Raw genomic sequence first — 14,415 nt, forward strand, 5'->3', positions numbered from 1 at the left:
ATGATTTCACCTTGAAAGTGCCGACCGTGGAAGGGATTCATCTGCTGTATCTCGAAATAAATAAGATATTTAGCTTATCATGTCAGCCTATTTGCAACAGTGCCAGATTTAGTCACTGAAGTAGATAAACTGGTCAAACGAGGAATTGTCATCCAGTTCGTAAAAGAAAATATTACTTTCACTGCTCAATCTACCCCGATGGATAATTTGATGCTGCAATTGATGGGCGCTTTTGCACAGTTCGAACGTGAGATCATTTTAGAGCGTCAAAAAGAAGGAATAAAACTGGCCTCTGCTCAAGGAAAGTACAAAGGGCGTGTACATAAATTGAAACCTGAACAGGCTGAAGCTTTAAGACAAGAATGGAAGGAAGGAAAGTACCCTTCAAAAATGGCATTAGGCCAGGCATTTGGAATTAGTCGCCAGGCGGTATACCGCTATTTAAAAGCAAGTGAGTAACTCAATTAAAATGGAAAATATTCGAAATTTTCTTGAAGATAATCAAGTCAAAATCTACTTCTGTACCATCTTTATCGGAGTTATTTTTGGATTAACCATCAGTGGAGCGACGATTTTAGAAAGTTTGATTAACCCTGCACTGGCATTAATGTTATTTGCTACTTTTTTACAAGTACCTATTGCAGAAATTGGCAAGGCATTAAAAAATTTACGTTTTATTTCTGCATTACTTATTACTAACTTTATTGCCTTACCTTTAATTACGGCAGGTCTAATACAATTTTTACCTGAAAACCCACTTATTCGTTTAGCTGTACTTTTTGTTCTACTAGCACCGTGTATTGATTATGTGATTACTTTCACCCATGTTGGGAAAGGTAATGCAAGATTATTACTTGCGATGACACCTGTATTATTGCTTATCCAAATGATCTTACTACCAATTTATCTTGGTGTACTCCTCGGAGAAGAGGTAGCTCAGCTTGTTGAAATTGGTCCTTTTGTCCATGCGTTTGTATGGTTCATTGTTGCACCCTTAGCAATGGCAGCTATAGTTCAGTTCATTGGGAATAGAAATGAACAAGCAGAAAAAGTGGCTGAAAGCCTAAACTTATTTCCTGTACCTGCCACAGCCCTAGTTTTGTTTATCGTCCTAGCATCAGTTATGCCTCAAATTGGGCTTGCAAAAAGTGCAGCTCTTCAAGCTTTACCAATTTATATTTCTTTTGCCATTATTGCTCCATTCGTGGGTTGGATAATTGCTCGTATTTTTCGATTAGAATCTGGCTCTGCTAGTGCTGTGTCCTTTTCAGCATCATATAGAAATTCATTTGTTATTCTTCCATTAGCTTTTGCAATTCCGGGAAGTATGCCCATAATTCCTGCTGTAATCTTGACTCAGACTATCGTTGAACTATGCTTTTTACCAATCTATATTCGTCTGATACCTCGACTATTCAAAACCTAGAGATTTAAACATTTAAGTAGTTGTTATAGTTAGATAAAAGTATTCAGAAGCCCACGCTTACATCGAGTAATTTAATAAAGGGGGGGGAGCTAGCTCCCCCCCTCTTTTATTCATTTGCTAATTAAAACTTACTCGCAACTTGATATGTGATGAATGAAAAGATGTAGGCTAATGCAAACAAATAAGTTGCCATAACGACAGGCTGTTTCCAGCTACCTGTTTCTCGACTAATTGTTGCTAACGTGGCAAGACAATGTGGAGCAAAAATAAACCATACCAATAATGATAAACCTGTGGCTAACCCCCATCCATCCGGGCCTGAAATTTGACTTAACAGACTTTGAGTTACTGTATCTTCATCACCTGACATCGCATAAATCACCCCAAGAGCAGCAATTACAACTTCCCTTGCTGCCATAGCAGGAATGAGTGCAATACATATTTCCCATGTAAACCCAATAGGCGCAAATATAGGATGAATTAAATGTCCTAACTGACCAGCTAAACTATAGTTAATGGCCGGCATGCTTGCATTATCTGGTGGTTGAGGGAACGTGACTAGTACCCATAACAAGATAGACAGTGCGACGATAATGCCACCAACTCGTTTTAAGAAAATAGTTGCCCTATCATATAAGCCTAATGCAATATTTCTAATATCTGGAATTCGGTATGTGGGAAGCTCAAAAATAAAAATACTTTCAGTTTTATCTTTTCGAACCAACTTCAGAAAGAGTGAAACTAATAACGCTGAGACTATTCCCGACATATAAAGACCAAAAAGGACTAATCCTTGCAGACTTAACCAGCCGTAGATTAATTGGTTCGGAATAAATGCCGCGATCAATAAAGCATATACGGGCAATCTTGCTGAACAGGTCATCAATGGTGCAATCATAATTGTTGCTAATCGGTCCCGTTCAGAGCTGATACTTCTGGTTGCCATAATTCCGGGAATCGCACAAGCAAAACTGGATAGCAGAGGAATAAATGAACGGCCGCTAAGCCCGGCTTTAGACATTAATTTATCTAAAAGAAATGCTGCTCGGGGTAAATAGCCTGACTCTTCAAGCATTAAAATGAAGAAGAATAAAATCAAAATCTGAGGCATATATGCAAGCACGCTACCTGTGCCAGCAATTACCCCATCGACTACCAAGCTTTTTAATAGAGGATGTTGGATTAGTGGTCCAATAAAATCACTGAGCCATACGATAAAATTTTCAATGAATTCTATAAAAGGTGTTGCCCATATAAATACCGCTTGGAACATCACAAACATGGTTAAAGTTAAGATTACTAAACCTAATACAGGATGTAGAAAAATTTTATCTAGAAATGCGGTTCTTTTATCACCATTGTCATTATTTAAAATAACTTGTTTGGTGATTTGTTTGACCTGTTCAAAATGACTTAATTCAGAATGATAAGGAGTAATAAAAAGATTTTTTTGATCTAATTGATTAATTAAATCTTGAATTCCTTTTGTTTTAACTGCGACAGCTTCAACTACAGGGATACCTAACAGTTGAGACAGTTTATCCTTATCAATGGAAATACCACGCTTTTTGACCTCATCCATCATATTTAATACAAGAATCATAGGGCGATTTAAAGCACGAACTTCGAGAACCAAGCTCAAATGTAAGCTTAAATTTGTGGCATCTACGACGCATATAAAAATGTCGGGGAGAATTTCACCTTTTAGCTCGCCCAAACAAACTGCCCTGGTGACTTCTTCATCTAAACTACTAGGTTTTAAACTGTAAGTTCCGGGTAAGTCCAATACTCGTACTGCATCACCAGAAGGTAATCTAAAAGAACCTTCTTTTCTTTCTACGGTAACTCCAGCATAGTTGGCAACTTTTTGTCGCGTACCAGTAAGCGTATTAAATAAAGAGGTTTTTCCGCAATTTGGATTACCGACTAATGCAATGTTCTTAATCTTCATTGGATACTAACTCTACAAAAATTCTTTCAGCTTCATTCTTTCTTAATGCGAATCTTGAAGTTTCAATTTGAACTAAAACAGGATCTCCGCCAAAAACACCTTTAGCGAGTACTTGTAGAGTTTCACCCTCTCTAAAACCTAATAGTTGGAGCCGTTCCAATACGGGATCAGTGGTATGACTGTATTGATTACCTTTTTTGAGATCTCTAATTTTGACGATCTGATTTTGTTTAACTTGAAATAGATTCATTTTCGATACTCTTACTTCAAAGCCAAAATCTTTCGAGCACCATTAAGCACGAATAAAGAAACCAGGATGCCAATGATTAAGTCTGGGTAAGCTGATCCCGTCCACGCCACGAGTACACCGGCAAATATAACGCCCATATTTACCACAACGTCATTCGCCGAGAAAATCCAACTGGCTTTCATATGTGCGCCATTTTCTCGATGACCAGAAATAAGATATAAGCATGTCACGTTAGCTATAAGTGCGAGCAGGCCAATAACAATCATGAGCGTTGATTCTGGCTCGCTTCCAAACATGAATCGTCTAATGACATCAATAATCACGATGACAGCAAGTAATAACTGAATCCAACCTGCGAAATGGGCTGCTTTCACTTGATATTTCGCAGCTTTTCCGACGGCATATAGCGCAATACCATAAACGGCTGCATCGGCAAACATATCTAGAGAATCAGCAATCAATCCTGTAGACGCAGCAATAATACCGCTGATGAATTCTATAAAGAACAGTAGAGCATTAATGCCTAATAACAGTTTAAGTACTTTAGCTTGTCTCACAGGATCAGGTTCATTAGGTATATCGCCTGAAGAAAGCTGTGTTTCATCAAGTTTCGCCCCAAAACCCAGTCCTTCGAGTTTAGCCGTAATTTGCTGAATCCCTTCATTATGGAAGACTTTCAGTTTTCGATTGGGAAGATCAAAAGTAAGACCTTTAACTGCTTCAATATCTGCAAGAGCCATACGGACCATTTGCTCTTCAGCAGAGCAATCCATTTTAGGAATTGTGTAGGTACTTGTTTGCTTAGCCTGTTGATTGCTTATATAAGTTTCAGTCTTCACAAGCTTTGCACCAAAACCCAAAGCTTCAAGTTTGGTGGTTATATTTTCATCTTTTTGATTATGTAGAACCTTTAAAGACCGGTTAGGTAAATCAAAGATGAGTTTTTGAACACCATCAATTGAAGATAGCGCCATACGAACCATCTGTTCTTCCGCAGAACAATCCATTTTGGGAACTAAGTATTCACTCATGTAGTGCGAATCTTTTAAAACGTTTTCAGTGCTTAAATTTTCTTTGGGATCAGAACCACAACAGGATTGAGCGGTATCTTCACAACTGTTTGAAGTGTTACAGCAAGGAGATGAAGATTTTTCTTCTTCCTCTTCACCACAACAGCTAGGCGTATTATCACAATTCTTTGAATTGCTTGCTTCTGCAATTGATGGATGATTTTCTTGTTGAGATTTCTTATCTTCGCATGGTGTTTCTTTACTACATCCACAGCCACTCATAGTTATACCCATTAAAAAAATTTATAAACTTTGAATATTAGAATCCCTATAGTTACTATAGAGTCAAGATTTTTTGGAAATACCAACTCAATGCATTTAAAAATTGGTGAACTCTCTAAAAAAACCTCATGTTCAGTATTAACAATTAGGTTTTATGAAAAGGAAGGTTTAATTCCGAAACCCGAAAGAACGGAAGGAAATTACCGCCTTTACGATATAGGCTATGTTGAGCGAATTAAGTTTATTTTGAATTGCCGAACTTTAAATATGAGTTTGAATGAAATTCGTCAATTACTCACCTATAAAGATAATCCCAAGAAAAATTGTTCAGATGTGAATGAATTAATTGACTTACATGTCAGTGCTATCAGAGAAAATATAATCAAGCAACAAAAGCTTATTGAACAATTATCTGATTTAAGAGGTACTTGTGATGGCTTATGTACAATTGACCAATGTGGAGTTTTAAAAAATCTAGCTTGATTATCTAGACCTATGCTTTTTTCAAAAATTCTGTATATCTTTACTTAAGGCTGCAAAAAGTTTAAGGTTACTCAAATTCTGTGATCAGATCTTTGATAGATCTGGACAGCTTCTTATTGGTGTTTTAAATACAGATTTGTGTATGAAGAGAAAAACATTTCTAATCCAGATATTGGTACTCTTATTCACATTCCAGAATATTTGGAGTGTGGCAGAGGCTGCGTGTCTGCATGAAATGACAAACATACCCAATTCAATACTCTCTAATCCAATCGATTTAGACGAAAAGAGTGATAGTCCTAGTCAAGCACTTTATTCCTTAGAAAACTATAAAGAAATTTATGACTATTGTCAGAAGCTTTGTTTTAACGAAAAGTGCTGTCATTTCTCAAATACAATCGTGATTCAGATTGACCCACCCGATGATTTGAAGCTTAAAACTCATTTTGAGACAGTCCTTACACCATCTTATTTGGGAAGAACTTTTTATAAATCCCCTTATCTGAATCAATTAACACCCCCTCCTGATTTGCCCCTACTATTGGTGGGGTAGTCTTATAAAAGCCCACCACTCCTAATCTCATTATGTGTGGGGCATTTCATGTCAAAAAACAAATTATATCAGGATACTTCTATCCTGAATTTATCCTGGTCAGCATTCCGTACAGGTGTCTTGCTATCAGCAATGATCAGCTTGAGTACTTCTGTAGTCGCCAGTCCTCAAGATTTAACGCTGCGACAAGCCATTGATCAGGTCAACCAGTATCAAGCGTCCCAAAATTTCTGGGAAACGCAAAACAGCATTAATGCCACGAATCTTCAGCAAAGTAAGCTGTTTAAAAATCCTGAACTGTCAGTTGAACAAACGGGATTTGGTTCAAATAATGAAAAAGAGCTTACCATTGGCATATCACAACCCTTGGATATTTTTGGTGAGCGAAAAGCAAACCAAAAATTAGCCAGTCTCTCTACAGATAAAACAGCACTGAAGCAGAAGATTTATCAAGCGCAAATTGAGCTTGCAGTGAAATATGTATGGTCACAACTGGCCATTGCCGAACTTGAAAGAAACATTGTCAATGAACAACTTCGGGTGAGCGAAGAAAACCTTAAAGCGATCGAGAAGCGCTTTACTGCGGGCGGTATCGCGCAAGTAGATGTGAATCGCGCACGTTTAAGTCATGCTGAAAATATCCGTCTTTTTAGACAGGCCGACTTACAAGTCCAAGTGGCCACCCAACAATTATCAAATTTATGGGGAACCTCTGATAAGTCATTGCAGGTAAACCTCTCTTCACAAAAGCTCTGGCCAAAATCGACTCATCAGCAGGTTCAAGAATATTTAGCGGAAAACTACGTTGAGAAATATCGAGCTTTACTGGTATTAGAGTCTCAAGCAACGGTTGATCAACTAAGGGCAAAGGCACGTCCTAACCCCACTTTAAACCTAGGTGTCAACCGCACCCAATCCTTGGAAAACTCCACACAAAATCAATTAGTAGTCGGAGTCAGTGTACCGCTTAATATTTTCGATCGTCAGCAAAATGGCATAAAAATCGCGCAAGAAAAAATGAACTTATTAGAGCATCAGAAAGAGTTTTATCTAAAGCAAAATGCGCTGCAAATAGGCACAATTTTAACCGAGTTGCAGGGTTTAGAGCTGCAATTCAAAGTCGTTGACGAGACTCAAATTCCTTTGGCGACTCAAGTTCAAAGTAAGACGCTACAAGGTTTCTTGGCAGGCAAGTTTGCTTTAACCGATGTTCAGCAAGCCACGCTTCAATTACAAGACATCCGTCTGCGTAAAGTCCAGTTGTTACGGGATGGCTGGCAAAAGGCCATTGAAGCAGAAAGTTTGAGCTTAGGCATTAGCCCAAGTGAAGTCATGTCGAAAGATGCTATTGCACAAATCAATCAAAACTTATGGCAAGACATACAGGCCATGCCTGTCATTGGTGGGGGAAATTAACATGTTCGATCTTAAAAACAGCTTAAAAAAACAGAGCGGAAAAATCTCTCAACCTCTACTGATTAGTTTGGTTATCGGCGCTACCGTACTCCTCAGTATTTTTTTGATCTTAACTGGTAAGAATAAATCGGAAACATCAGATGAACATGCAGAGGAAGAAAGCGGAGAAGAACATGGCGGTGAAACTGAAGAGCATGCCGAAGGCGTGAGCCTGACCGCCAAGCAACTGGTTGAACAGGGCATACAATTATCAGCGGTCGATCAAGGCCCGGTGGTTAAATTAAGTTCTTATCCTGCCAAACTCAATGTGAATACGGATCAGCAAGCGCATGTCTCACCGAGTTTTAGCGGTCATGTAGAAAATGTCTATGTAGAACTCGGCCAAAAAGTTCAGAAAGGACAGCCTTTAGCTGCGTTGCTTGTGCCTGACTTAGTCGATCAACAGGCCAATTTTAAAATGGAACAAACCAACCTTGAACTGGCTAAACAAGACTTCGATCGTGAGCGTCAGCTTTGGTCACAGGGTATTTCAGCAAAACAAGACTATCAACGTGCTTCCAACGCCTATAAACGGGCACAAATTCAGGTTCAAGCGGCCCAATCACGTTTAAGTGCATTTGGTGCAGTGAATGCCAGTAATGGCCGCTATATTTTGAAAGCCCCCATTTCCGGCGTGATTAGTAAAAAGGATTTGGTGCAAGGAGAAAATGTTCAGTTAGCAAGTCAACTCTTTACGATAGACAGGTTAGATCAGCTCTGGCTTGAGTTTATTGTTCCAAATTCTGAAATTGTGGGCTTAGCCCCGAATCAAAAGATCGAATTTAAATCCTTGCAAACAGAAAAGGTTTATCAAGCTGTTATTCAGACTTTAAATACTGAAGCGGATATTCAAACAGGTCGTCTTCAGGTGCGAGCAAAAGTTGAATCGAATGCAACCGAATTACGTCCAAACTTGATGGTGAACGTACAGTTGCAACAACGGAGTGAAAGTACCGCATTACGGGTACTTAAGTCCGCAGTTCAGAATGTCGATGGAAAAGATGTGGTTTTTGTCGCCACTCAGCATGGACAAAAAGTTGAATTCAGTCCGCAACCTGTGAAATTAGGGCAATCATCTGGGGAGAGCCAATGGATTGAAGTGGTGAGTGGGCTTAGTCAGGGACAAAAATATGCCGCTCAAGGCAGTTTTTTACTGAAATCCGAGCTGGAAAAAGGAGAGGCTTCAGATGAGCACTGAAACTCCTCAAATTCCAGACCACGAATCGGTAAAACCTGAAGGACTGTTTGATCGACTGATCCAGTTTTCTATCCATAACGCAATCTGGGTCATGCTGTTTATTGCGGCTTGGATTGCTATTGGTATTTATAGTTATCAAAAGTTACCGATTGATGCTGTACCAGATATTACCAACACTCAGGTGCAGATTAACACTTCAGCCAATGGTTTTACGGCTTTAGAAATGGAACAGCGGATTACATATCCAATCGAGAATGCCATGTCAGGCATGCCGAAAATGGAACAAACCCGTTCTATTTCACGCTACGGCTTATCGCAAGTGACCATCATTTTTGAAGATGGCACGGATATTTACTGGGCCAGACAGCTTATCAACCAGCGCTTGCAAGAAGCAATGGGAGAAATGCCTGAAGATGTGCAACCTAACATGTCACCTATTTCGACAGGTTTAGGTGAAATCTATCAATGGGTGATTAAAGCCGAACCAAATGCTAAAAAACTGGATGGGACCGCTTATTCGGCTATGGATTTACGTGAAATTCAGGATTGGATTGTAAGGCCACAATTACAGCGCGTAAAAGGCGTTGCGGAGATCAACAGCATTGGTGGCTTTAATAAAACCTATGTGGTTGCCCCGGATCTGAACCGATTGCAACAATTGCAAATTCCTTTGTCTGATTTACAAACTGCCTTAACAGAGAATAATGAAAACCGTGGTGCTGGCTATATTGAGAAAAATGGACAACAGCTAACGGTTCGTGTTCCCGGCACTTTAAACACGATTGAAGATATCCAGAACATCAGTATTGCCAATAAAAACGGCTATCCGATTCGGGTGGCAGATGTCGCCAATGTCTCAATTGGTCATGACTTGAGAACAGGGGCTGCAACCTATAATGGTGAAGAAACTGTATTGGGTATTGCCATGATGATGATGGGAGAAAATAGCCGTACCGTTGCTCAAGCCATTGATGAAAAGGTGCAATCGATCCAGCAATCGCTACCTAAAGGTGTGGTGATTGAGACTGTGTATGACCGTACGCATTTGGTTGATCGGGCGATCAAAACCGTTCAGAAAAATTTGATTGAGGGTGCAATCCTCGTCATTGTTATTTTATTTCTCTTTCTAGGTAATTTCCGTGCTGCGCTGATCACGGCTTGCGTTATTCCACTGTCAATGCTGTTTACCTTGACGGGAATGGCAGAGCAGAAGATTAGTGCAAATCTGATGAGTTTAGGGGCACTGGACTTCGGTATTATTATTGATGGTGCAGTGGTTATTGTAGAAAACTGTATCCGTCGGCTAGCAGAAGCTCAGAAGCTGAAAGGTGGTTTACTTAGCCGTTCTGAAAGATTTAAAGAAGTCTTCTTGGCTGCAAAACAGGCGCGTCGTCCTCTCATCTTTGGACAGTTAATTATTTTGGTGGTTTATCTACCTATCTTTACCCTGACGGGGGTAGAAGCCAAACTTTTCCATCCTATGGCAATGACGGTTGTACTGGCTTTAATTGGGGCCATGATTTTATCTGTCACTTTTGTGCCAGCCGCAGTTGCCCTATTTGTCACTGGAGAAGTCAAGGAAACCGAAAGTCGCTGGATGCATTGGCTTAAAACCAAATATGAATTGCTTTTAGATAGAGCCTATGAGCTTCGTTTATTTGTGACTATTGTGGCTGCCTGTATTTTAGTGCTTACGGGTGTGCTAGCCACTCAAACAGGTAGCGAGTTTGCACCTCAACTGGGTGAAGGTGATTTTGCTGTTAAGCAAATGCGTTCCCCAAGTACAGGGTTAGAACAGTCACTGAGAATGCAGGAAAATACTGAAAAGTTACTGTTGAAAGAATTTCCTGAAATTAAAGCAATCTTTGCCCGTACCGGTACAGCAGAAGTGGCCACAGATGTCATGCCACCCAACATTTCAGATGGCGTGGTACTGTTAAAACCTCATGATGAATGGCCTGATCCAAAACAAACGATTGATGAGCTTCGCCAAAGAATGATTACTTTCTTAGCGACATTGCCGGGAAATAACAGTGAGTTCTCGCAACCCATTGAACTGCGTTTTAACGAGTTAATTTCAGGGGTGCGAAGTGATGTGGGTGTCAAATTATTTGGCGATGATATGGAAATTCTGAATCGTGAAGCGAATAAGATTTCTCAGAAAATTAAATCAATTTCAGGCGCGACAGCCGTTAATGTAGAGCAAACCAGCGGCTTACCCTTGTTGAATGTAGAAGTTGATAAGTCCAGAGCCGCACAATACGGCTTGTCGGTAAGAGCAATTCAGGATCTGGTAGCTACAAGTGTCGGTGGCCAGAATGTTGGAACAATTTTACAGGGAGACAAGCGTTTTGATTTTGTCATCCGTCTAGATGAATCCCAGCGTAGTCCTGAACAGTTAGCGGTACTTCCTATTCAATTGCCGAATGGTGGTTTAGTCCAACTGCAAGATGTGGCACGCGTTGAAAATATCCTGGGTATTAATCAGGTCAGCCGTGAAAATGGTAAACGTCGAGTGGTTATTACTGCAAATGTAGAAGGACGTGATTTAGGCTCATTCGTAACAGAGCTTCAGAGCACGTTATCCAAACAGGAATTACCAAGCGGTTATTGGATAGATTATGGCGGTCAATTTCAAAATCTGATGTCTGCAAAAGCGCGTATGCAATTGGTGGTTCCGCTCGCATTGTTGACGATCTTTATTTTATTGATGGCTGTATTCCATAATATCAAAGAAAGCTTACTGGTCTTTAGTGGTGTACCGTTTGCCTTATGTGGAGGCTTAATCGCGTTGTGGTTGCGTGACATTCCATTATCCATGTCAGCAGGGGTTGGCTTCATTGCACTATCGGGGGTGGCTGTACTGAATGGCTTAGTCATGCTCACCTTTATCAAAGAGTTGCGACAACAATATGACCTTTATTATGCAACGTGGCAGGGTGCAATTTTGCGTCTTAGACCTGTGCTGATGACCGCTTGTGTGGCGTCCCTTGGGTTTGTCCCGATGGCTTTGGCAACCGGAACTGGGGCAGAAGTACAGAGACCTTTAGCAACAGTGGTTATTGGAGGAATTATCTCCTCTACCCTGCTTACATTGGTTTTATTGCCCGTACTGTACCGGTGGATGAATGAAAAGAAAGCTTCTTAATCCATTAGATTAAGCAACTTTTAGCAGAGATATTGGGTCTGTCTCAAATATCTCTGCTAATCATGGATTAAATAAGGAAAATTTTATGTCAGAACATCATGATCATAGCCATGCGGTTGTTACTGAAGGAAATAGTAAGAAATTAATGTTTGCTTTGGGTTTAACGACTACTTTCTTAATAGTAGAAGTTGTCGCTGCTTTTATTACCCAAAGTTTAGCATTACTGTCTGATGCCGCTCACATGTTTACTGATGTAGCCGCATTAGCTATTGCTCTTGCTGCTATCAAAATTGGTAAAAAAGCCGCAGATGATAAAAGAACTTTTGGCTATCAGCGATTCGAAATTTTAGCGGCTCTGTTTAATGCAGTGATGCTTTTTGTGGTGGCGATATATATTGTCTATGAAGCTTACCAACGCTTTACGCATCCTGCTGAAATTCAAAGTGTTGGAATGATGATTGTCGCAGTCATTGGTTTGGTCATAAATTTGATTTCAATGAAAATCCTTTCTGCGAGTGCTCAAGAAAGTCTAAATGTGAAAGGCGCATATTTAGAAGTCCTTAGTGATGCACTGGGATCGATAGGCGTGATTATCGGAGGAGTGGTCATTTATTTTACCCAGTGGATGTGGGTAGATACCGTAATCGCTGTGTTAATTGGCTTCTGGGTTTTACCTCGAACTTGGGTTTTATTAAAACAAAGTATCCATATTTTGCTTGAAGGGGTTCCTGATGAGATTGATATTGAGTCGTTAAGAAATGATTTATTGATGCTAGAGGGTGTTGAAGGGATTCATCAGTTGAAAGTCTGGGCTATATCTTCAAAAAACATTCATTTAACTGCTCATTTGGTTGCTCCTAATAGCGATCCAGATCAGCTCTATCAAAAGGCCTTAGACGTTCTAAAACATAATCATAGTATTACTGAAATTACGTTACAAATAGAAAGTAAGGAATGTAATACATTGGAACAGCATAAACATTAAAGTGCTGCTCTTTCTACATAATGGACAGATGACTAGGCTGATAAACCTTACCATTTTCCTGTATTACACTTCTATTTATCACACGCACTTTAAACACCATCCTGAGACATTTTAAAATTACAAGAATGTAATTTATGAGTCCTCTGGGTGTTAATTCTTTAAAGTTAGAATATCTAACAAGTATTAAATGAGAGTAAATAAACATGCTATTCAAAAATAAATTTTGTACTAAATTACTGTTAATTAGTGCATTCTTTAGTATCGCAAGTTTTAGTTATGCAGATGGCGGCTTGTTATTTCTTGAAAAGAATTTAAAAGCTTCTAAAGTTGAAAATTCTAAACAAAAACAAGTTAAAAATAATGAATCAAATGAATCAAATGAATCAAATGAATCAAATGAATCAAATGAATCAAATGAATCAAATGAATCAAATGAATAGTTGGGTTGCATAAATAAATCAATTAGACTTATTCATTCAGCAATATAATTCCTGAATGAATAAGTTTATAACTAAAACCTATCACACCATTAGTTGAACTACATATAATTATAATATTAAAAAGGGTAAGCGGATTAAATGGTTGATCTTACCTTTGCATGAGAGTGAGGCAAACCGGCATCTCATCGGATTATCTGGTTGGCACTCCAACCTACTGCTGATGCATGCTTCCCTCGCTAATTCCAGCAAGAACCCCACACGCCTTAACTTCCCGGTCATCGTTGCAACGCGCTCTTAGTGAAACGAGTTGTTTCTCAAGCGCCTGTAGAGCGGTTATCTGCGAGCGCACATGAGAGATGTGATCATCGAGCAAGGCATTGACAGCGGTACAGGACTGATGAGGGTCGTCCTGATAGCGCTTTAGTTCGTGAATTTCTGCCAGTGACAGATCCAGGATGCGGCAGCGACGAATAAAGGCCAGCCGCTCAACGTGTTTCTCGGTATAGACACGGTAACCGTTCTCCTGCCGACCAGGCGGCGGCAACAAGCCCTGCCGTTCGTAGAAGCGGATCGTCTGTGTATCTACCCCTACTGACTGTGCCAACTGACCAATACGCATCGGGTTCCTCCGCAACGGATTCTCTACGCTATTGACATTATAGCTACTATATAGTTTTAAATGAAAACCCGATCACATTCAAGTGGAGTCATATCATGAGTAAAAACTGCGGAGGCCCCTGTGGCGACCATGCAAGGCCTGCGGCGGATACCGATATGCAGGCCTCCTCCGATGCGTCGGGGGAATGGGTCAGTGTTTATGCCGTGCCGAAGATGGACTGTCCATCAGAAGAGCGCATGATTCGCCTGGCCCTGAACGGCGTTGAGGGGATTCGGGCACTGTCCTTCGACTTGTCGAACCGCCGGTTGAAGGTCGTGCATGACGGTGAGGTCGAGCCCGTCACCTCGAAACTGAAGACCTTGGGGCTAGGCGCCTCGCTTCAGGAAACCGTCGCTGCAAATCCGGAGACCATCAAGGCCGCCGAGTTTTCGGCAGCTTCTGCTAAGCAAGAATCCGGGACCCTGCGCTGGTTGCTCGGCATCAATGCACTTCTGTTCGTGGTGGAAATGACGGCACTGTTGCAAATAGGCTGACATGATAAGCTAAATATCTTATTTATTTCGAGATACAGCAGATGAATCCCTTCCACGGTCGGCACTTTCAAGGTGAAATCAT

General features: G+C 40.3%; 11 protein-coding genes and 3 pseudogenes. 10 read left to right on the forward strand and 4 right to left on the reverse strand.

The annotated features are described in order from the left end of the window. Positions 1-96: 96 nt before the first annotated feature. Positions 97-459 (forward strand): annotated as a pseudogene (locus IEV17_RS16690) (recombinase family protein); the annotation flags it as partial. Positions 460-469: 10 nt separating this feature from the next. Further along, positions 470-1,426: an arsenic resistance protein gene (locus IEV17_RS16695; RefSeq protein WP_004665958.1), complete on the forward strand. Its 957-nt coding sequence runs from the start codon at positions 470-472 to the stop codon at positions 1,424-1,426. A gap of 121 nt (positions 1,427-1,547) precedes the next feature. On the opposite strand, the gene feoB is transcribed toward IEV17_RS16695, so the two are convergent. The 3 genes from feoB to IEV17_RS16710 are packed head-to-tail and all read right to left on the reverse strand — an operon-like array spanning position 1,548 to position 4,919. Beyond that, positions 1,548-3,377, reverse strand: a complete 1,830-nt coding sequence (gene feoB / locus IEV17_RS16700) for a ferrous iron transporter B (RefSeq protein WP_004665961.1) — start codon at positions 3,375-3,377, stop codon at positions 1,548-1,550. Then, on the reverse strand, positions 3,367-3,627 hold the full coding sequence (locus tag IEV17_RS16705; RefSeq protein ID WP_004665962.1) for a FeoA family protein: 261 nt from the start codon (positions 3,625-3,627) through the stop codon (positions 3,367-3,369). Before IEV17_RS16705 ends, feoB begins: the two co-directional genes overlap by 11 nt. Positions 3,628-3,638: 11 nt before the next feature. Further along, entirely contained in the window at positions 3,639-4,919 is a 1,281-nt protein-coding gene (locus IEV17_RS16710) for a cation efflux transmembrane domain-containing protein (protein WP_004665964.1), read from the reverse strand. A gap of 90 nt (positions 4,920-5,009) precedes the next feature. Between IEV17_RS16710 and cadR (IEV17_RS16715) the strand changes: the two genes are divergently transcribed. The 7 genes and pseudogenes from cadR (IEV17_RS16715) to IEV17_RS16745 all read left to right on the forward strand — a co-directional run. Then, positions 5,010-5,402, forward strand: coding sequence for a Cd(II)/Pb(II)-responsive transcriptional regulator (gene cadR / locus IEV17_RS16715; protein ID WP_004665966.1), 393 nt, complete (start codon positions 5,010-5,012; stop codon positions 5,400-5,402). Between the two features lie 142 nt (positions 5,403-5,544). After that, positions 5,545-5,955 (forward strand): hypothetical protein, encoded by a 411-nt coding sequence (locus IEV17_RS16720; RefSeq protein ID WP_004665968.1) that lies wholly within the window; start codon positions 5,545-5,547, stop codon positions 5,953-5,955. A gap of 48 nt (positions 5,956-6,003) precedes the next feature. Next, the gene (locus IEV17_RS16725; RefSeq protein ID WP_004665973.1) at positions 6,004-7,371 is read left to right on the forward strand and encodes a TolC family protein; all 1,368 of its coding nucleotides are present in this window, start codon (positions 6,004-6,006) and stop codon (positions 7,369-7,371) included. Position 7,372: 1 nt separating this feature from the next. Further along, positions 7,373-8,608, forward strand: coding sequence for an efflux RND transporter periplasmic adaptor subunit (locus tag IEV17_RS16730; RefSeq protein ID WP_004665974.1), 1,236 nt, complete (start codon positions 7,373-7,375; stop codon positions 8,606-8,608). Continuing rightward, the gene (locus IEV17_RS16735; protein WP_004665976.1) at positions 8,598-11,756 is read left to right on the forward strand and encodes an efflux RND transporter permease subunit; all 3,159 of its coding nucleotides are present in this window, start codon (positions 8,598-8,600) and stop codon (positions 11,754-11,756) included. Before IEV17_RS16730 ends, IEV17_RS16735 begins: the two co-directional genes overlap by 11 nt. Positions 11,757-11,841: 85 nt before the next feature. Further along, entirely contained in the window at positions 11,842-12,741 is a 900-nt protein-coding gene (locus IEV17_RS16740) for a cation diffusion facilitator family transporter (RefSeq protein ID WP_004665978.1), read from the forward strand. A 203-nt stretch (positions 12,742-12,944) separates the two neighbouring features. After that, positions 12,945-13,124: pseudogene (locus tag IEV17_RS16745) on the forward strand (hypothetical protein); the annotation flags it as partial. 268 nt (positions 13,125-13,392) lie between these two features. On the opposite strand, the gene cadR (IEV17_RS16750) reads toward IEV17_RS16745, so the two are convergent. Beyond that, positions 13,393-13,800, reverse strand: a complete 408-nt coding sequence (gene cadR, locus IEV17_RS16750; protein WP_001219642.1) for a Cd(II)/Pb(II)-responsive transcriptional regulator — start codon at positions 13,798-13,800, stop codon at positions 13,393-13,395. Positions 13,801-13,895: 95 nt separating this feature from the next. Here cadR (IEV17_RS16750) and IEV17_RS16755 point away from each other — a divergent pair. Continuing rightward, positions 13,896-14,315, forward strand: a pseudogene (locus IEV17_RS16755) (heavy-metal-associated domain-containing protein); the annotation flags it as partial. Positions 14,316-14,415: the final 100 nt, after the last annotated feature.

The organism is Acinetobacter modestus, from assembly GCF_014636095.1.
Taxonomy (GTDB): Bacteria; Pseudomonadota; Gammaproteobacteria; order Pseudomonadales; family Moraxellaceae; genus Acinetobacter; species Acinetobacter modestus.